This is a genomic window from Chryseobacterium sp. 22458, from assembly GCF_052044975.1.
GTDB lineage: Bacteria > Bacteroidota > Bacteroidia > Flavobacteriales > Weeksellaceae > Chryseobacterium.
The window spans coordinates 119,957-138,133 of the sequence record NZ_JBQEOA010000002.1 but is presented as its reverse complement, the minus strand read 5'-3'; the positions used below and the strand labels follow the sequence as shown (position 1 = coordinate 138,133).

Below are 18,177 nucleotides of genomic sequence, written 5' to 3'. Positions count from 1 at the left end.
ATTTTTATAATTATGGTTGGATGTTCGCTGTGAACGTTAATTTAATCGGAGCTTTTTCTACATTAGCAAAAACATCAGCATATTTCTGTACGTTTCCGTCAAAGCTTGATGAATCGAAATGCAGGGTAATTTTACCTTTTTTACCAGGCATAATCGGTTCTTTTGTAAAATCCGGTGCTGTACATCCGCATCCAGGTCTTACTTCAGAGATAATCAATGGATTTTTTCCGGTATTGGTCACTTCATATACGTGCTCTACTTTATCTCCTTTTTTGATTTTCCCAAAATCGAAATTGCTTTCAGATAAAGCAACCGTAGTAGATGGCTCATTTGAAGTTCTTGCTGTTTCCTCCACAGGAGCAGCAGGAGTTGCTGTAGAATCAGCAGTTACCGGAGCTCCGATAGCTGTAGAATCTGTAGCTACTGTTTCAGCAGTCTGGGTTTCTTTGTTTTCTTTTTTACATGAAACCAGCCCAAAACCTATAATAGACAAGGCGATAATTGATAACGTCTTTTTCATTTTATATTCTATTTTGATCTTTACAATATTTATCTAAAATACCATTAATGAAGATATTGGAACGGTCTGTAGCAAATACTTTTGCAATTTCGATATATTCATTAATAATAACTCTTGAAGGTGTGAAAGCAAAATTATCCAATTCTGAAATCGCAGTAGACAAGATAACTTTATCCATTAGAGAAACTCTTTCCAGATCCCAGTTTTCAAGTCTTTCTTCCAGCTTTTTCTCGTTGTTTTCCCAATTGTTCAGGGTATCTTTTAAAAGTTTGCTGGCAAAAGTCTTATCATCTTCATCTTTGATCATTTTGATCAGTGTTCTGCTTTCTTCATCTTCTCTCAGGAAACCGATTGTTTTCTGTACCATTGAGTTTGAAATATGGATGTCGTCATACCATGAAAGTTCCTTATCTCCAAGATAATCATGGAAATCATCATTTTCAGCAATATATCGTAAAAATAGTTTTCCGATAAATTTCTGATCTTCTTCAAAAGAATAACCTTCTTCTTTCATGAAATCCTGATAACGTTTCCCGGCAGTAATTCTTTGGAAAGTCTTTACCAGAAGATCATCGTGCATATCCCATTTCAGCTGTTTGTGCTGTCCTGTAAAGAATAATCTTTCAGGATTTTCTTCCAGCTTCTGCAATACCTGGTTGTTGATGAATTTCTGGTTAGGATTAATATCAGCATCTGTTTTAAGATATTTGTTCTTTCCGATTTCAATCTGGTGTTCTGCCAGATCTTTCAGGGCCACCAGGAAATTAAGCTGGTAGATATAGAGATAATAGATTTTCTCTATTCCAGCGAACATGTTTTTCTCTAAAACATCAAACTTTACAGGATTCTGATAGTAAGAATACACTGTCTGTACTACTTTTTCACGGATTTGTCGTCTTCCTAACATTCAAAGAGCTTTTTTATGCGTGCAAAGATACAAAATTTAAAATTGATGAAATTCGTAGTATGATGACATTTTTGTAATTTTGTGCAACTATATGAAAGCGCTTAAAACCTTAAACCCCTATTTTTGGAAACACAAAATACTTTTGTTTTGGGGGATACTCTTTATCATTGCCAGTAATTTCTTCAATATATATAAGGTTCAGTTTGTAGGAAAATCTGTAGATGAGCTTACCAAAAGCGGAAATCTTGGTTTCAATCAACAGGTGCTTATCTATGTGGGAATCATTGTAGGATGCTCACTTCTAACAGGATTCTTTACTTTTATGATGAGACAGACGATCATTGTTGCCTCCAGAAGAATTGAATATGAGCTTAAAAATAAAATTTACAGGCATTACCAGGATTTATCTTTAACGGATTATAAGCAGACAACCATCGGAGACCTGATGAACAGGCTAAGTGAAGATGTGGTTGCTGTAAGAATGTATCTTGGTCCCGGAGTCATGTATGTGGCCAACCTCATCGTTCTGGTCCTGATCACTGCTATTTATATGGTAAAAACGGATGCATCCATGACTTTATGGACTTTGCTTCCTCTTCCTATTTTATCTTTTGCTATTTATAAAGTAAGTTCCATTATCAATAAAAAGTCGAAGATTATGCAGAAAAGCCAGTCTGCGATTTCCACTTTTGTACAGGACAGCTTTTCGGGAATTCGTGTGGTAAAGTTTTTTGCAAGAGAAAAGTATATTGAAAAGAACTATGGAATAAAGGTTACCGATTATCAGAACAAGGCATTGGATCTTGCTAAGACGGAAGCTTATTTTTTTACCATTATTTTATTTGTTATCGGGCTCCTGAACGTTGCGATTATCTGGATCGGAGGAACAAAATATATTGCCGGAGAATTAAGTATCGGTAAAATTGCTGATTTTTTCATGTATATCAATACCCTGATTTTCCCATTCTCAATGGTAGGCTGGGTAACTTCCGTGAACCAGAGAGCGGAAGCTTCTATGCAGAGGATCAATGAATTTATGGATAAAAAATCGGAGATCGTTAATACCAATTTTGAGAACTATACCATTAAAGGAGATATTGAATTCAGAAATGTTTCGTATGTATATCCTAATACAGGAATCAAGGCACTGGATAATTTAAGTTTCAAAATCAAGGCAGGAGAATCTTTGGCTATTATGGGAAAAACCGGAAGCGGAAAGTCTACGATTGCTTTACTATTATGCAGGCTGATAGACCCTACTGATGGTGAAATTTTAATTGACGGTAAAAACCTGAAAGACCATAATCTAGATAACTACAGAAATTTTATCGGCTATATTCCTCAGGAAAGCTATCTGTTCTCAGATTCTATTGAAAATAATATTGGTTTTGCCATTGATCATCCTTCTCATGAAAAGGTAGTAGAATATGCTCAGATTGCAGATGTTCACAAAAATATTGTTGAGTTTAAAGAGCAATATAAAACACTTGTGGGTGAACGGGGCGTTATGCTTTCGGGAGGTCAGAAGCAAAGAATATGTATCGCCAGGGCCTTAATCAAGGACCCGAATATCATTATTTTTGATGACTCTTTGTCTGCATTGGATACTGAAACGGAACAGAATATTCTGGAAAATATTGATAAAAAAATCAGCAACGCCACTTCCATAATCATCACACACAGAGAGTCTAGCGCTCAAAAAGCCGACCAGATCATCAACCTTACGGAAATTACCAATTCTGTAACCGCATAGCCGTTTCGTTCTCAATTGTTAAATAAATCATAAAAAAAATTTTGTGATTAAAAGAATTCTTTTATATTTGTTCTTAACAAGATTAAAAAATATCTAACAATGAGTGAATACAAGGAACGCCATGAAAATGAGATTTTCACGAAGGTGTTAAAAGCAGGGAGAAGAACTTATTTCTTTGATGTGCGCGAGACGAAAGCAGGAGATTATTATCTTACAATCACTGAGAGTAAGAAGAATTTCGGAGAGAATGGGGAAGCTACATTCGAGAAGCACAAAATTTACCTTTATAAGGAAGATTTTAAAAGTTTCCAGGAGATGTTTAATGAGTCCACAGATTTCATCATTAATGAAAAGGGTGAGGATGTAATTTCAGAAAAACATGACAAAGACTTCAAAAGCAGATCATTCACAATTGATTCTGACGACGAGGTTTAAAAAAAGAATATCTAAAAACACAAGCATCTGAAAAAGATGCTTTTTTTTATGTTCTGAAGTCATTTCTATCTAAAATATGAATATAGATTTTAACTACCCAAGAGTACTTAAAGATTTTAGTAAGCCATTTTTGCATACTTACACAAGATTTATAAGTAGAAACTGAAAAAAGTATTCAATAAAAAATAAACAAAAACAGAGTTGCCAATGATTGAAATGGATAGAAAATAAAAAAGTACACTTTCAAAAAGTGTACTTTCTTTGGGTGAATGATGGGTCTCGAACCCACGACCTTCGGAACCACAATCCGACGCTCTAACCAACTGAGCTACAATCACCGTTTTCTGAGTGCAAATATAGGACAATTTCCTCAACTACCAAACAATTCCGTCAAAATTTTTCAAAGAAATTAATCTTTCTGACGTAAAGCCCTCAGCATAAGTCACTCCCGATAATCTTCCCAAATCCTGTGCACGGTAGGTTAAGCTTTCAAAAAAGTCTTTTGTCGTAATCGGAGTCTCGGGTTCTTTTGAAGTCGGGTCATAAAACTGGGTTTTATAGGCCATACATGACGCAATCTTTTTATCCAGAAATTCTGAAATATCAATAACGAACTCCGGTTTGACATCTTTCCACTGAATATAATGAAAAACATGCTTTGGTCTCCATACTTCCTGGGCTTCTCCATCCACTACGGTCTCAATTTTTCTTAATCCGGACAAAAAGCACGCATCCGACACTAATTTCGCTCCTTTTGCATGGTCCGGATGTCTATCATCAATCGCATTGGCTAAGACGATTTCCGGCCTGTATTTGCGAATCATTTTTACGATCCTCATCTGGTATTCTTCAGAATTGACCAAAAAGCCGTCTTTCATCCCAAGGTTCTCTCTTGCAGAAAGCCCCAAGATTTTGGCAGCTTCTACAGCTTCTGCTTTTCTTGTTTCATCTGTACCTCTGGTCCCCAGCTCTCCTCTTGTAAGGTCTACAACAACACATTTTTTTCCTTCTGAAACCATTTTGGCAATAGTTCCGCCACATCCAAGCTCTACGTCATCCGGATGTGCTCCAAAAGCAAGTATATCAGTTTTCATATATTTCAAAGATAGGTTTAAAATAAAAACTTCCCAAACATTAAGAATGGGAAGTTTTAATATCTATAATTTAAATTTTAAATTACTTATTGATTTCTGCATTTAATTTTACAGCATCCTGGTAAGTAGGATCCAACTGTAAAGATTTTGCAACATAGTCTTTTGCTTTTGCCATATCAGAGTCTTTGCTCATATAAGCTACTGCAAAGTAAGCATAGGCAAGAGTCTGCTTGTTAGCTTCCTGATCAGCCGGTTTTACTGTACTGATGAATTTTTCGTACGCTAATTTTGCAGCATCATTGTTTCCTGCCTGCTGGTAAGAATATCCCTGGCTGTAATATGCCGGAGCCCAGTCAGGAAGAAGTGCAGACATTTTCTGCCATGTAAGGATTGCTCCATTCCAGTTTTTAACATCCTGGTAAGCTGTTGCTAATTTAAACAGAGCATCAGAATCCTGGCTGTTAGCAGCTACCTGTTTCTTCAGAGCTTCAATGGTAGGGTTAGTAGGTCCTTTATCAGCTTCAGCCTGAGAAGCACCACCACCTCCAGCGATGTTGGCCAATTCTAAATCCCACTTCATTGTTTCATCTTTTGCAGCTTTTGCAATCGCCACTTTCTGCTGAGACTCAGTCATTAAAGCAGATTTTTTAGCAGCATCTTTTTCATCTTTTGCTAATCCTGCAGCGATAAGCCCCTGTAACCCCTGGTCAGCAGGCTGGATTCTTGTTTTCTCAGCCTGAGAAACAAATGTATCCATGTTTTGCTTTGCATCTGCATAGTTTCTGTCAGCATAAGCCTGGTAAGCTCTTAATTTGAACTTGATAGGGTCATCAATTTTATCAAAGATTTTATCTAAAACTGATTTAGAGTTTGCATAATCTTCGTTGGTGAAATATAATTTAGCAATTTCTAACTGAGTATACGGATCCTCATCAGCATATTTTGTATAGTTGATAAGGTCCTGTGTAGCTTTTGCATTTTGCTGGTATCTGATATCATATCCTGCCAGTGCCTTATATGCAGGAGCATATGTAGGGTCTACAGCGATTGCTTTATCAACACTTTCTTTTGCTTTTTGCCATACCTGCGCAGCCATCCATAGAGTTGCCATTCTTGTGTAAACGGAAGCTTTATTTTTAGCTACAGGTAATGCCTTATCATAAGCAGACATTGCCTCACCCGGAGCTCTTTTCAATCTGTAAGCATCTCCTAATGTATAATAGTAGTGTGCAGGAACTCCTTTTTTCTCAGCTTTTTCAATCGCTTTAGTCAGATATTGGATAGCAATATCAGGAGAACTGTTTTTTTCGAATAAAGTTAAAGCTTCAGCAGCTCTGAACAGTACTTCAGCATCTTTCTCTCTTGAATCTGTTACTACTTTCTGAATTTCTGCAACAGCATTTTTATCTCCTTTTCCTAATTTAACGGTAGCAAGACCGATTTTGTTAAGGTAGCTTTTGCTGTCAGCAGCCAATCCTTTGTTGAAGCTTTCAGTAGCTTTTGCATAATCCGGCTCTCCTTGTTTTAAGAAAGTATTTCCTAAATAGAAGTAGTTTTCAGCAGTAGGTTCTTTAGCGATCATATCAGTGAAATTTGTTTTTGCCTGAGCAAATTTATCACTGTCTATACTGTTGATACCGTCCTGCAATGTCTGTGCAGAGGCAAAACCCGTAAAAAATACTACGGCTGCTCCAAAAGCAATCTTCTTTACATTCATATTCATTATATCTTTCATTTTATATTTTCTAATAATTGAGTTATATTCTACACAATTTTCAGACCAAAATCATATTTTTTTTAAAGGTAAATTGTGAGTTTAATAATTTTTAACGCATCTGTACTTCTCTTTTGTACAGATTATAGGGCTGAAGGCCTTCTTTCTGAACAATTTTCTGCCCTAAATGGGTACATGAAAATCTTATAAATCCATTGGCAATGTTAAAGTTACCTTCATTTACAAGGAAGTAAAGTACTCTTGTAAAAGGATATTCCATGGTACTAAGGCCGGCATGGTCTGCAGTATAGGTTACTCCTTTATCTACCACAGGCAGAACTTTCACCATATCTCTCAGTTTCTCTGAGGCTTTATCATAAGGACGGCTGAAAGTATTCAGTCCTACAACGCCTATTTTATCAGGATATTTTCCCATTTCCTCTATGATTTCCTTATTTCCGGGAATAATGGAGTATTTAAGGTCCTTCGGCTGTTTTTTCAGTTTTTCAGCTACAAAATTCAGGTTACTGGAATTATTTCCGTCAAAGATAAACTCTTTTTTATCTGATAAGAGACCGCTGTTGATCTCATCCATCGTAATGCTTTCTTTCGGAGAGTCTTTAGGAACTACAAAAACAACTGCATCCGCTGCAAATTTGGCAGGGAGAAATTTAAGATCTGTTCTTTCTTCAAATGTCTTTATTTCCTCAGGATTAAGGTTTCTGGACATTACCACTACCTTTGCATTTCCCTTCAACAAATCAAGAAAACCTAAGTCTTCTTTCTTTGTTTCTACTTTGATACGGGTATCAGGGTAGTTGATCATATAGCCTTCAGCTAATGCTTCGGTAACACTCTGAAAAGATTCGTCAGTAAGAATAGTAAGATCACCTTTATGATAAGAGGGAGATTTCTCTTCTTTTTTACAGCCTGCCAGCATCATCATCACAGCAAAAAGGGCTGTAATTTTAAAACTATTCCTCATCTCTCGATTTTTTTATTTTTGAAACTGCCCTGTAAATTCTGAATATTCCATAGATCACCAGCAGCACACCTAATGCATAGGCCACTGCAGGTTCCAGAATGGTAAAGAAGAATTTATAGACAATCACTACAATTCCTAAAACGATATAAAACAATCCCGTGATCAAGGATAACCAATTGAACATCATGTAACAAAAATACAAAAAAAATAAAAAGGGAAGCATATGCCTCCCTTTTTATTTATATTCTGAATAAATAAGTCTAATTATTCAAAGTTCATAGTAAATGGTACGCTATAGTAAGATCTAACGCTCTCCCCGTTTCTCTTCGCAGGAGTCCATTTTTTCAGTTTCTTAACTACACGCATTGCTTCACTGTTGAAGTCGCCATTTGGAGATTTCTCTTCAATGGTAACATTGGAAACAGTTCCGTCTTTTTCTACAACGAACTTAAGCTTAGCTTTAAGTGTACCTTCACCTCCTTCCATCAGGGAAGTATCGAAGTTATCTCCTAAGAATTTTCTTAATGCACCCATACCTCCAGGATATTCTGCAGACTGGTCTACATCTTTGTAGATTTCGTTAGGGTTATTCGCTTTCACTTCTACTGTACTTGCTTTAGTACCTGTAGATGGTGGTGGCGGTGGTGGTGTATAAGCCGGAGCTTTTACCCCCTCCTGATTCTGTAAACCAGTTTGAGTTTCCAACTGTTTAGAAATCGGTGGTGGTGGAGTTTCAATTTTCGGAGCTTTTACAGGCTCAGGAACAACGTTCTGAATAACCTCAATTTTCTCCTCCTCTTTTGGTGGTGGAGGTGGTGGTGGTGGTTCTTCTTCTTTCGGCTGATCAATAATCGGCTCATCTTCAATAATCTCTACAAGATCTGCCTTTACTTCCTGCTTAGGCGGAGCTGTAAGATTTTTAATCGTAAGATAGATGAACGGTGACAAAGCTGCCAAAAGGAATAAAGCTGTTCCGATGATAAATGACTTCGTTAAAAGTCTCGGATACTGATGTCTAAGATCATAGGCACCATATTCCTTGTTTCTATTTTCAAATACAATCTCATCTAGTGTTAGATTCTGACCGTATACATTTTCATCTGCCATAGTAGATATAACAATTTTATGGTTAAATTACTTTGTAGCAGCTGGTGCAGCAGCACCTCCTACTTTCTTGTCGTACACCGCTTTTTCCCAAGGCTTCACATCGGTCACACCGTATTGCTCACTTTTGGTAATTGCCATTTCGTCAAGAATATCAACAAAGTTCTTATATACAGCATCGTCAGTCGGCTTAATGATCACGGTAAATTTCGTTTGATCTGCAGCTCTAGATTTTGCCTGCTGAATTACTTTTCTAATTCCTTCTCTATCAAGAGTAGTTTCCATAAGAGTCTGGTCATTCAAGGAAGTTGCATCCTGCTGGTGCCAGAAAACTCTGTTATTTTTTCCTAATAAGATAGAAATTGAGTTAGAAAGTTTAATTTCTGTTGGAGGTGGTTTTTGTTTTTCATCTTTCGGTTTAGCCGGAAGACCCAAATCCATAACATTCGGTTTACTGAATGTAGTTGTGAACATAAAGAAGGTAATCAATAGAAAACCCAAGTCCACCATCGGAGTCATATCGACTCTGGTACTCTGCTTCTTGGAACGGACTTTGCCGCCCTTGCCGCCTTTCTCTTGTACTTGTACTTCTGCCATTTCTAATGATTATTATGGTTTACCTTCTTGTGATGTAATCAACCAAAATTTAAGAAAATCAATATCTCTTAAACCTTCAAACAGACTCTTAACTTTAGGATATTCAGTTGTAACGTCACCTTTAATAGCTAATTTGTATTCAGGATTAACGCTTAAACTTTCTTTTACCCAGTCAATTAATTGCTTATTTGTACTGTCCATAGGAACTCCTGTAGGACTCTTATAATTCTTCTGCTCATCTTCAGACATATCCAGGTAACCTTTAAGTTTGTTCATAGGAACACCGATTGCCTGAACTTTCTGGAATGCCGCTTTTTGTTTAGTGTCAAAAGTAATACCATACTTTTGTCCCATTTTATCTAAAAGTGCAAGTCTTTCTGATGCGTTTTCTACCGGCTGGAAATAGAATTTTCCGTCCGGAGTAGCGTTGATAGTCATTAAACTAGCATCAGGAAGCAATTTTTCCGAAATTGAAGATGGCGGTTTGATCTGCTCCACGTCAGGCTTTTTAAACTGAGTGGTCAAGATAAAGAACGTAAGGAGTAGGAACGCAACGTCACACATTGCAGTCATGTCCGTAATTACTCCATGTCTTTTTGGTTTGACTCTCGCCATTATTATAAAGTATTTTTAATTAAACTTCTTTTAATTGCTAATGCAAATATCTTGCTAATTCTTAGTTGAATTCAGCGAAAGATTGTTGGATACTCATAGAGATCTCATCGATCTTGTAAGTTAATCCGTCAATTTTAGACGTAAAGAAGTTATAAAGGATAATAGCGATAGCTGAAGTACCAATACCTAATGCCGTGTTGATCAAGGCTTCAGAGATACCTGTAGATAGAGCAGCAGCATCCGGAGTACCACCTCCTGAACCTAATGCAAAGAACGCCTTGATCATCCCGATTACCGTTCCAAGTAGTGCTACTAACGTTGCAACAGTACCTAAAGTAGAAAGGATCATCATGTTTTTCTCAAGCATTGGCATCTCAAGAGTAGTAGCTTCTTCGATAGCTTTGTTAAGTGCTACCATTTTCTGCTCTTTATTTAAAGTTGTATCATGAGCAAGAGCTTTGTAAGTTGTAAGACCTTCTTTTACTACGTTACCTACAGAACCTTGTTGTCTGTCACACTCTTCGATAGCTTCATCGATTTTGTTTTGGTTTAGTAAGCTTCTTACCTGTACTACGAAGTTGTCTAAGTTTCCTTTTCCAGCAGCTTTACCAAGAACGAAATATCTTTCAAAAGAGAAAACGATTACAGTAATCATGAAAGTAATCAAGATTGGTACGATAACCCCTCCTTTGTAGATAATCCCTAAAAACGACTCTGGGTGAATGTCTTTTCCTTCAACACTTGAGAAAGCTACAGACCCACTTCCTAGTTTTTCTGCATCTTTAAAGTTTCCTGGGCTACCAAGAACGAATAAATAAATACATACTCCTATAGCAAATAGAATAGGAATAATAACAGCTGGATTTAAACCTCCTGCCTTTCTAGCAACTACTTGCTCATCATTTTTTGAAACATTCATTTCCATATTTAACTAAATTATATTGTTTTAAAATTTTACAGGGTGTAAATTAAAGGCAAAATTAATTAAAATGCAAGAGTCTTAATTAAACATTTTGCTTTTTTTTGATAAAGAAATTTTAATACGATTTCGAAATAATAATTATTTTAAATTATTTTATTTATTTTTTCCAAATTTAACATTTAGGTTAAAAAATCAAAAAAATAAGACACCCATTTTTTTTAATTTCCCAATGTTAATTTTTTTTTAAATTACGATATTCACAATACGGTGAGGGACTACAATGATTTTTTTAGGGGTTTTTCCTTCCAAAATCTGTTGCATTTTCTCATTTGAAATCACCAAATCTTCTACCTCCTTAGCAGATAATTGAGCAGAAAGCGAAATTTTGAACTTCATTTTACCATTTACGCTTACAGGATATTCAATTTCATCCTCGATCAGATAATCCTCGTTTAATGCCGGAAACTTCTCGAATTCGACAGAGGTGTCGTGTCCTGATAAACTCCACAATTCTTCACAGATATGCGGCGCATATGGAGAAATGATAACGGCAAGAGGTTCTAAAATATTGCGCTTGTTACATTTTAATTTCTGAAGTTCGTTTACGGCAATCATAAATGATGATACTGAAGTATTGAAAGAGAAGTTTTCAATATCATAAACGACCTTCTTTATTAAGGTATGTAAAACTTTATATTCTGCTTTTGTAGGCTCTTCGTCTGAAACTTCAAATACATCTCCGTTGAAATACAGGTTCCAGAATTTTTTAAGGAAACCGTATACTCCGCTAAGTCCCTGTGTATTCCAAGGCTTGGACTGTTCCAATGGCCCTAAGAACATTTCATATAATCTTAAACCGTCTGCTCCGTACTCTTCACAGATGTCATCAGGATTTACTACGTTATATTTTGACTTGGACATTTTTTCTACTTCACGGTCTGTGATGTATTTTCCGTCTTCCAGAATAAATTCTGCATCTGCATAATCCGGCCTCCATGCTTTGAAGGCTTCAGTATCCAATTCGTCAGAGGTTCCTTTTAATAAGGATACGTCAACATGGATCTGCTGAGTCTGATATTGATTGGCCAGATTTTTAGATACATATTGATTCGTACCGTCAATTCTATAAACAAATGCACTCATTCCCAAGATCATCCCCTGGTTGATCAGTTTCTGGAATGGCTCATCATGACTGATATATCCTCTGTCTTTTAAGAACATGTTCCAGAAACGGGAATATAATAAGTGGCCGGTTGCGTGCTCACTTCCTCCTATATATAGGTCTACCTGTCCCCAATAATCTGCCAGTTCTTTTTTAACAAAAGTTTCTTCATCATTAGGATCCATATATCTAAGGAAATACCATGAGCTTCCTGCCCAACCCGGCATTGTAGATAACTCTAACGGGAAAATAGTTTTGTCATCAATTAAATCTGTAGCTACTACTTTCTGATTGGCTTCATCCCATGCAAATTCTTTTGCATTTCCTAGTGGCGGATCTCCATCTTCTGTAGGTAAATATTTTTCAACTTCAGGAAGTTCCAACGGTAAAGCAGAGGTTGGCAACGTGTAAGGCATTCCATCCTTATAATATATAGGAACAGGTTCTCCCCAATAACGCTGTCTTGAGAAAATTGCATCACGCTGTCTGTAGTTTGTAGTTCCGTGACCGATTCCTTTCGTTTCAATCTCAGCAATTATTTTTGTTTTTGCATCATTATAACTCAATCCGTTTAAGAAATCAGAGTTTACACAAACGGAATCTTTGGAATCAAAAGATTTTTCCTGAACATCTTCTTCGGTTTCTACAACCTTTTTAATTTCAAGGTTAAATTTCTTTGCAAATCTGTGATCACGCTCATCATGTGCCGGAACAGCCATTACAGCTCCCGTTCCATATCCCATCAGTACATAGTCTGAAATATAGATCGGCATCTTTTCTCCGCTGAACGGATTGATCGCATAACTTCCTGTGAAAGCTCCGCTCACGTTTTTCACGTCAGACATTCTGTCTCTTTCCGTTTTTTTGGAAGTTTCTTCAATATAAGTATCTACTTCTGCTTTTTGAGCATCTGTAGTAATGGTTTCCACTAATGGATTTTCCGGAGCCAAGACCATAAAAGTTGCTCCGAAGATCGTATCAGGTCTTGTAGTGAACACCTCAACGATTTCGTCGTGCCCTTCTACCTGGAACTGAACCTGTGCTCCCTGAGATTTCCCGATCCAGTATTCCTGGGAATCTTTCAAAGGCTGTGGCCAGTCTAATGTATTTAATCCCTGTAACAATCTTTCAGAGTACGCAGAGATTCTCATACTCCACTGCATCATTTTCTTTTGGAATACAGGGAAACCTCCTCTTTCGGATTTTCCATCCTTTACTTCATCATTCGCTAAAACAGTTCCTAATGCAGGGCACCAGTTTACAGTCGTTTCTGCTCTGTAAGCAAGACGGTAGTTTAATAAGATATCTTCTTTATCAAGATCAGAAGCATTTTTCCACTCTTCTGAAGTGAAATTTAATTCGTCATTCTGATTGGCATTTAATCCTTCTGTTCCTTTTTCTTCGAAATGCTTGATCAGGGTTTCGATAGATTCTGCCTTATCTGTATTTTTATTATACCAGGAGTGGTACAGCTGGATAAAGATCCACTGTGTCCATTTATAATAAGAGGCATCTGAAGTTCTCACCTCTCTGCTCCAGTCAAATGAAAATCCGATTTTCCTTAACTGCTCTTCATATCTGTTGATATTCTGTTCTGTTGTAATCGCCGGATGCTGGCCTGTCTGAATGGCATACTGCTCAGCAGGAAGTCCGAAGCTGTCATATCCTACCGGGTGAAGCACATTAAACCCCTGATGTCTTTTATATCTCGCATAAATATCTGATGCAATATATCCCAGCGGGTGACCTACGTGAAGCCCTGCCCCGGATGGGTACGGAAACATATCGAGTACATAAAATTTAGGTTTATCCGTGTTATTGGAGGTTTTATAGGTTTGATTTTCCTCCCAGTATTTCTGCCACTTTTTTTCTATCTGCTGATGATCGTAAAACACTTTATTATATCTGTTATATGTTAGACTTTAAATATTGAATAATTTTCTTTTTAACAAGATTCACAAAATTAGTGATTTTAAAGGAAATAAAAATTTAATTTATAATGAATTGCCATTCTCCGCTCAACAAAAAAATCCCATCCGGAGATGAGATCTGTTTTTATATCCTGAAGTATATACTATTATTGAGGAACTCTTTTGAAGGTATATGTTCTTGTCTGGAATATAGTAGGATCCTGCGTCTCCTCTCTTACAGCAAGATTGAGCGTTGTAGCATCCAAAGTAATAACCTTTGCATTCTGTGGCTCTACGATCCCCTGAATTTTCATCTGAACGTCTTTCCCTTCCTTATTATAGGTATAATTGAATTTTATATCTGAAAGAATAGCACACTGACCAGGTGTAGCGGTATCTCCCCAGTTCGTTTTGCCTCCTTTAGAGTCAACGCTGAACCACCATCTTGTCTGTTTCTGACAATCTGTATAAGTAATCGTGTTAGAAACCGGGTCTTCACCAACTTCTACAGTGGTAACTACTTCTTTCAACGGTTGCCATGTCCCAACAAGAGGAGCTTCCAGAACAGTATCATTGTCATCACTACAGCCTGTAGCTACAGCAAACAAAGATAAACCTGCAAATAGTAATGCTAATTTCTTCATAGATCAATTTTTTCAAGCGCTAAAATTATAATTTTTTTGATTTATATTACTATTTTTTATGAAAAATTATTTCATCTCCCTTTATTTATATATATTTAAAAACGTGAAGACCTCATTTTCCCTTTATTTAACAAATAATGAATGCATGAGCACTGAACATTTTATTAAAAAAGTTATTTTTGCAGGAAACAAAATGCAAATGCAGGATATAACGAAAAACAATTTTGATTTCATCCGTGTTCTCCTCGCCTTTATTGTCTTTGTGGGACATCTTGGCACCCTCAGCGCCTCTCCTGATCTCAAGATTTTTGAGCACAGCCCTATAGAAATTGCCGTATTCGGCTTTTTTGCAGTGAGCGGATTTCTTATTGCAAGAAGCTACGACAGATCTTCAAGCCTCAAAAGTTATTTAAAAAAGAGAATCAAAAGAATTGTTCCCGCTTACTTATTGGTTATTTTTTTATGTGCAATTTTATTAAGCCTGGTAAGCACCTATTCTTTCACCGAATATTTCAGTAATACACAGGTTTACAAATATCTTTTCTGGAATTCATTATTTTTAAATTTCAAGGCACCATGGCTTCCCGGAGTGTTTGGAAATCAGGCAGTGAATGGTGCGCTGTGGACACTGAAGATAGAAATGTGTTACTATTTCTCTGTTCCTTTGCTCTTTTTGCTTTTCGGAAAGAATAATAAGTACAGAAATATAAGTTTGGTTATTTTATACTTCCTTTCGCTTATTTATCTGAATTATTTTGAATCTTTAAATAAAATCTCAATTGCCAAACAGCTTCCCGGAACGTTATCCTATTTTATCCCCGGAATGCTGATTTATTTCAATTTTGATAAATTCATCCAACATAAAAATCTCATTTTCATCATTGCGTTTGCCACTGTGTGGATTGATCTGTATTTAAATATTCAGCTTTTTTCCCCAATGATGATTGGTGTTATCGTAATGTATATTGCCTATTCATTCAAGTTCTTAAATAATTTCGGCAAATACGGAGATTTCACCTATGGCATTTATATCTTCCACTTCCCTATTATCAGGGTGTTCCAGACATTGGGACTGTTTGAAGATTATAACCCTTATATGATGAGTTTTGTCTGTATGCTGACCGTAATTGGAGTCGGAATTGCCTCATGGCATTTTTATGAAAAAAGATTTTTATAATTTTACAGATATTTTACAGCACAAATGAAAGATCTTGTCTCCATCATCACCCCCTGTTACAACTCAGCAGAATTTATTGAAGAAACAATACAATCTGTTCTGAACCAGACCTATGAGAATTGGGAATGGCTGATCACTGATGATCTTTCTAAAGACAATACGGTTGAGATCATCAGAAAATACAACGATCCCCGGATAAAACTTCAGGTTTTGGAAAAAAATGGCGGGGCCGGTAATGCAAGAAACAACAGTCTTGAAAGAGCCCAGGGGCGGTATATCGCTTTTCTGGATTCCGATGACTTCTGGTACCCGGAATACCTTGAAACCATGACGGATCATATGCAGGAACACCACGCAGAACTTGTTTATTGTAATTATTCCAGATGTAATGAGCAGCTTCAGCCTATCCTTAAAGATTTCCTGGCTGATACAGTGGTAACATTCTCTAATCTTCTCAAGACCTGCCGCCTGGCACCGGTTTCAACAATGTACGATACAAAAAGGGTTGGAAAGTTTCTGTTCCCGGTAAAAAGCAAACGTGAAGACCATGTGATGTGGCTTAATCTTTTAAAAGTAATTCCCGAAGGAATGCCCATCAATAAAACATTAGCCAAATACAGAATGCGTGAAAACAGTGTTTCCAGAAATAAGAAAAATATCATCAAAGACCAGTACCTCGTGTATAAAGATTTCATGGGATTTTCTACCCTGACTTCTTTGTATTATACGGCTAACTGGGCATTAAACGGATTCCTGAAATATTCGAAAATTTTCAATTAATGGAGTATTCAAAAGAATTTAAAGCGGCATTGAGTGCTTTTTCCGGTCCTGAGAAAGATAAACTGATCTTCAGATTGCTGAGAAAGGATAAATTGCTTTCTAAAAAGCTGTATTTTGAGCTCATTGATCCGGAAACTACGGATGATAAAAGAGATGCCATGGAAGACCATGTAGAGACACAGACTCTTCTGGCTACAAAATATGTGGGAAATGCTAAATATTTTCTGTCTACTGTTAGAAAAATAAGTGCTGAGATCACAGAGCACGTAAAAATAACAACTGATAAATTCGGAGAGATTTCCCTGAATCTTCTTCTTGTCAACAAGATACTGGAAAACAACAGCGATTTCAGCAGACAAAGGTTTGACAATGTTTACAAGCTTTATATTTATATTATCAACAAAATCTTTAAATCATTGATCCTGGTAAAAAAACTGGACGAAGATTATTGGATGGAAATTGATGAATATTTCCGTAATACTCAAAAGAAGATCTCAGAGAATCATTATCTTCAAAAACTCTGTATCAATAATGGTCTTGACATTAACTGGCTGGAATGTGACAGGATTCCGGAAAATATTGACCAGATCGTGAAAGACATTAAAAGCCAGGGATTTTTAAGATAATATTTTCGCTAAAATCATAGCGGTAGAATCAGGTTTTTCATCTACAAACTTTCGGGCATTCTGTGACATTGAGGCAAGCTCTTCTTCGTTATCTCCGTTGGTCAGAAAAAGAACAAATTCTGCTGCTGCATATTCGTCTCCAAAAGACTTTCCACCATCATAAGAAATCAGTTCATCTGCTTCAGGATTCTTTTTGTAACGGTTTCCAAAAACTACAGGAACTCCAAAGGTTGCCGCTTCCAAAATATTATGCAGTCCCGCATCATGAAATCCTCCGCCTACTACTGCTACATCTGCATAGGAATATATTTTTGATAATAAACCTATACTGTCGATGATTAAAATTGAATAATCAGTAATCGGTAATTCACTGGTTTCTATTTCACTGTACAACAATGCATCAGGATACAGATTTTTTAAATGCTCTACTCTTTTCAGATCATGGGGCGCTATAATAATTTTCAGATAAGGATTTTTCCTGTAAACTATTGCTGCAATTTTCTCTTCTGCCTGCCATGAGCTTCCAAAAACAACAGCTTTATTGTCTCCTATGAAATCTTTGATATGTTTAACATGATTATCACGCTCACGAAGCTGTTTTACCCTGTCAAATCTCGTATCTCCTGTAACTGAAGATTGAGTAAGGCCTATACTTTTAGCCAGCGCAAAAGAAACCTGTGTCTGATGAAAGAACCAGTCTACATTTTTCTGAAGCTGTTTTACAAACCATTTCCCATATGAAGTGAAGAAGGATTGGTTTTCGTAGAAAAGGGCAGAAATCACATAGACCTTTACATTCCGGTTTTTCAGTTCGGCAAGCAGGTTATACCAGTAATCGTACTTCACCGTAAAAAATAGTTTAACATCAAATTGTGAAACGAACTCTTTTATAATCGCTTTTTTATCAAATGGAAGGTAGCAAATCGCATCGGCTATATGTTTCTTTTTAATAACATTTTCATAACCTGACGGAGAAAAAAAGGTGACGAGGATTTTATGGTCCGGAAGTTTTTCTTTGAGCTTTTCCAATACGGGAAGTCCCTGTTCATACTCTCCTAAGCTTGCAGCATGCATCCAGATTACTTTATCTGTTTCTGAAAAAGCAGCCTGCACTTTATGCAGAGATTCTTTTCTCCCTTCAACGCCTTTTTTAGTTTTTGTATTAAAGAAAGAAAATACTTTCATTCCGAAAGTAAGAAGGCTGATAAATATATTGTAAAGCAGTTCCAATG

The 18,177-nt window shown here is 36.6% G+C and carries 18 protein-coding genes and 1 tRNA gene; 5 read left to right on the top strand and 14 right to left on the bottom strand.

Annotated features, from left to right (window positions below):
* Nucleotides 1-10 precede the first annotated feature (10 nt).
* Together ACTJJF_RS07950 and ACTJJF_RS07945 are read right to left on the bottom strand one after the other, a co-directional pair.
* Nucleotides 11-520, bottom strand: coding sequence for a DUF1573 domain-containing protein (locus ACTJJF_RS07950; protein WP_312303360.1), 510 nt, complete (start codon nt 518-520; stop codon nt 11-13).
* A 1-nt stretch (nt 521) separates the two neighbouring features.
* On the bottom strand, nt 522-1,427 hold the full coding sequence (locus tag ACTJJF_RS07945; RefSeq protein ID WP_065399459.1) for a transcription antitermination protein NusB: 906 nt from the start codon (nt 1,425-1,427) through the stop codon (nt 522-524).
* A gap of 91 nt (nt 1,428-1,518) precedes the next feature.
* On the opposite strand from ACTJJF_RS07945, the gene ACTJJF_RS07940 reads away from it, so the two are divergent.
* Nucleotides 1,519-3,180, top strand: coding sequence for an ABC transporter ATP-binding protein (locus ACTJJF_RS07940; protein WP_440699295.1), 1,662 nt, complete (start codon nt 1,519-1,521; stop codon nt 3,178-3,180).
* Between the two features lie 99 nt (nt 3,181-3,279).
* Nucleotides 3,280-3,615 carry a DUF3276 family protein gene (locus ACTJJF_RS07935; protein ID WP_027375472.1) on the top strand — a complete coding sequence of 112 codons (336 nt, stop codon included), beginning with the start codon at nt 3,280-3,282 and terminating at the stop codon, nt 3,613-3,615.
* A gap of 263 nt (nt 3,616-3,878) precedes the next feature.
* Here the strand turns inward: ACTJJF_RS07935 and ACTJJF_RS07930 are convergent.
* From ACTJJF_RS07930 to ACTJJF_RS07880, 11 genes are all read right to left on the bottom strand, one after another.
* Nucleotides 3,879-3,954, bottom strand: a tRNA-His gene (locus tag ACTJJF_RS07930).
* 35 nt (nt 3,955-3,989) lie between these two features.
* Nucleotides 3,990-4,709, bottom strand: coding sequence for a bacillithiol biosynthesis deacetylase BshB1 (gene bshB1 / locus ACTJJF_RS07925; RefSeq protein WP_440699294.1), 720 nt, complete (start codon nt 4,707-4,709; stop codon nt 3,990-3,992).
* Nucleotides 4,710-4,791: 82 nt separating this feature from the next.
* Complete coding sequence (locus ACTJJF_RS07920; RefSeq protein ID WP_440699293.1) at nt 4,792-6,444, bottom strand: tetratricopeptide repeat protein; 1,653 nt, start codon at nt 6,442-6,444, stop codon at nt 4,792-4,794.
* Between the two features lie 91 nt (nt 6,445-6,535).
* Entirely contained in the window at nt 6,536-7,408 is an 873-nt protein-coding gene (locus ACTJJF_RS07915) for a PstS family phosphate ABC transporter substrate-binding protein (protein WP_440699292.1), read from the bottom strand.
* Nucleotides 7,398-7,595 carry a DUF308 domain-containing protein gene (locus ACTJJF_RS07910; RefSeq protein WP_312303339.1) on the bottom strand — a complete coding sequence of 66 codons (198 nt, stop codon included), beginning with the start codon at nt 7,593-7,595 and terminating at the stop codon, nt 7,398-7,400. The genes ACTJJF_RS07915 and ACTJJF_RS07910 overlap by 11 nt, the downstream gene beginning before the upstream one ends.
* Nucleotides 7,596-7,672: 77 nt before the next feature.
* Nucleotides 7,673-8,515 carry an energy transducer TonB gene (locus ACTJJF_RS07905; protein ID WP_065399466.1) on the bottom strand — a complete coding sequence of 281 codons (843 nt, stop codon included), beginning with the start codon at nt 8,513-8,515 and terminating at the stop codon, nt 7,673-7,675.
* A 27-nt stretch (nt 8,516-8,542) separates the two neighbouring features.
* Nucleotides 8,543-9,109 carry an ExbD/TolR family protein gene (locus ACTJJF_RS07900; protein WP_065399467.1) on the bottom strand — a complete coding sequence of 189 codons (567 nt, stop codon included), beginning with the start codon at nt 9,107-9,109 and terminating at the stop codon, nt 8,543-8,545.
* A gap of 12 nt (nt 9,110-9,121) precedes the next feature.
* Nucleotides 9,122-9,724, bottom strand: coding sequence for an ExbD/TolR family protein (locus tag ACTJJF_RS07895; protein ID WP_312303330.1), 603 nt, complete (start codon nt 9,722-9,724; stop codon nt 9,122-9,124).
* A 61-nt stretch (nt 9,725-9,785) separates the two neighbouring features.
* Nucleotides 9,786-10,649, bottom strand: a complete 864-nt coding sequence (locus ACTJJF_RS07890) for a MotA/TolQ/ExbB proton channel family protein (RefSeq protein WP_065399469.1) — start codon at nt 10,647-10,649, stop codon at nt 9,786-9,788.
* A 240-nt stretch (nt 10,650-10,889) separates the two neighbouring features.
* On the bottom strand, nt 10,890-13,703 hold the full coding sequence (gene leuS, locus ACTJJF_RS07885) for a leucine--tRNA ligase (protein WP_440699291.1): 2,814 nt from the start codon (nt 13,701-13,703) through the stop codon (nt 10,890-10,892).
* A gap of 182 nt (nt 13,704-13,885) precedes the next feature.
* On the bottom strand, nt 13,886-14,362 hold the full coding sequence (locus tag ACTJJF_RS07880) for a lipocalin family protein (protein WP_312303326.1): 477 nt from the start codon (nt 14,360-14,362) through the stop codon (nt 13,886-13,888).
* 145 nt (nt 14,363-14,507) lie between these two features.
* Between ACTJJF_RS07880 and ACTJJF_RS07875 the strand changes: the two genes are divergently transcribed.
* The 3 genes from ACTJJF_RS07875 to ACTJJF_RS07865 are packed head-to-tail and all read left to right on the top strand — an operon-like array spanning nt 14,508 to nt 16,945.
* The gene (locus tag ACTJJF_RS07875; RefSeq protein WP_440699290.1) at nt 14,508-15,539 is read left to right on the top strand and encodes an acyltransferase family protein; all 1,032 of its coding nucleotides are present in this window, start codon (nt 14,508-14,510) and stop codon (nt 15,537-15,539) included.
* 24 nt (nt 15,540-15,563) lie between these two features.
* Entirely contained in the window at nt 15,564-16,319 is a 756-nt protein-coding gene (locus ACTJJF_RS07870) for a glycosyltransferase family 2 protein (RefSeq protein WP_440699289.1), read from the top strand.
* Complete coding sequence (locus ACTJJF_RS07865; protein WP_440699288.1) at nt 16,319-16,945, top strand: deoxyuridine 5'-triphosphate nucleotidohydrolase; 627 nt, start codon at nt 16,319-16,321, stop codon at nt 16,943-16,945. Before ACTJJF_RS07870 ends, ACTJJF_RS07865 begins: the two co-directional genes overlap by 1 nt.
* On the opposite strand, the gene ACTJJF_RS07860 is transcribed toward ACTJJF_RS07865, so the two are convergent.
* On the bottom strand, nt 16,937-18,175 hold the full coding sequence (locus ACTJJF_RS07860; RefSeq protein WP_440699287.1) for a 3-deoxy-D-manno-octulosonic acid transferase: 1,239 nt from the start codon (nt 18,173-18,175) through the stop codon (nt 16,937-16,939). The two genes, ACTJJF_RS07865 and ACTJJF_RS07860, sit on opposite strands and share 9 nt — an antisense overlap.
* Between the last annotated feature and the right edge of the window lie 2 nt (nt 18,176-18,177).

Bases quoted from the DNA above. Each gene is read 5' to 3' on its own strand.
- ACTJJF_RS07950 (WP_312303360.1), bottom strand. From the start codon at position 520: ATGAAAAAGACGTTATCAATTATCGCCTTGTCTATTATAGGTTTTGGG.
- ACTJJF_RS07945 (WP_065399459.1), bottom strand. From the start codon at position 1,427: ATGTTAGGAAGACGACAAATCCGTGAAAAAGTAGTACAGACAGTGTAT.
- ACTJJF_RS07940 (WP_440699295.1), top strand. From the start codon at position 1,519: ATGAAAGCGCTTAAAACCTTAAACCCCTATTTTTGGAAACACAAAATA.
- ACTJJF_RS07935 (WP_027375472.1), top strand. From the start codon at position 3,280: ATGAGTGAATACAAGGAACGCCATGAAAATGAGATTTTCACGAAGGTG.
- bshB1 (WP_440699294.1), bottom strand. From the start codon at position 4,709: ATGAAAACTGATATACTTGCTTTTGGAGCACATCCGGATGACGTAGAG.
- ACTJJF_RS07920 (WP_440699293.1), bottom strand. From the start codon at position 6,444: ATGAAAGATATAATGAATATGAATGTAAAGAAGATTGCTTTTGGAGCA.
- ACTJJF_RS07915 (WP_440699292.1), bottom strand. From the start codon at position 7,408: ATGAGGAATAGTTTTAAAATTACAGCCCTTTTTGCTGTGATGATGATG.
- ACTJJF_RS07910 (WP_312303339.1), bottom strand. From the start codon at position 7,595: ATGATGTTCAATTGGTTATCCTTGATCACGGGATTGTTTTATATCGTT.
- ACTJJF_RS07905 (WP_065399466.1), bottom strand. From the start codon at position 8,515: ATGGCAGATGAAAATGTATACGGTCAGAATCTAACACTAGATGAGATT.
- ACTJJF_RS07900 (WP_065399467.1), bottom strand. From the start codon at position 9,109: ATGGCAGAAGTACAAGTACAAGAGAAAGGCGGCAAGGGCGGCAAAGTC.
- ACTJJF_RS07895 (WP_312303330.1), bottom strand. From the start codon at position 9,724: ATGGCGAGAGTCAAACCAAAAAGACATGGAGTAATTACGGACATGACT.
- ACTJJF_RS07890 (WP_065399469.1), bottom strand. From the start codon at position 10,649: ATGGAAATGAATGTTTCAAAAAATGATGAGCAAGTAGTTGCTAGAAAG.
- ACTJJF_RS07880 (WP_312303326.1), bottom strand. From the start codon at position 14,362: ATGAAGAAATTAGCATTACTATTTGCAGGTTTATCTTTGTTTGCTGTA.
- ACTJJF_RS07875 (WP_440699290.1), top strand. From the start codon at position 14,508: ATGAGCACTGAACATTTTATTAAAAAAGTTATTTTTGCAGGAAACAAA.
- ACTJJF_RS07870 (WP_440699289.1), top strand. From the start codon at position 15,564: ATGAAAGATCTTGTCTCCATCATCACCCCCTGTTACAACTCAGCAGAA.
- ACTJJF_RS07865 (WP_440699288.1), top strand. From the start codon at position 16,319: ATGGAGTATTCAAAAGAATTTAAAGCGGCATTGAGTGCTTTTTCCGGT.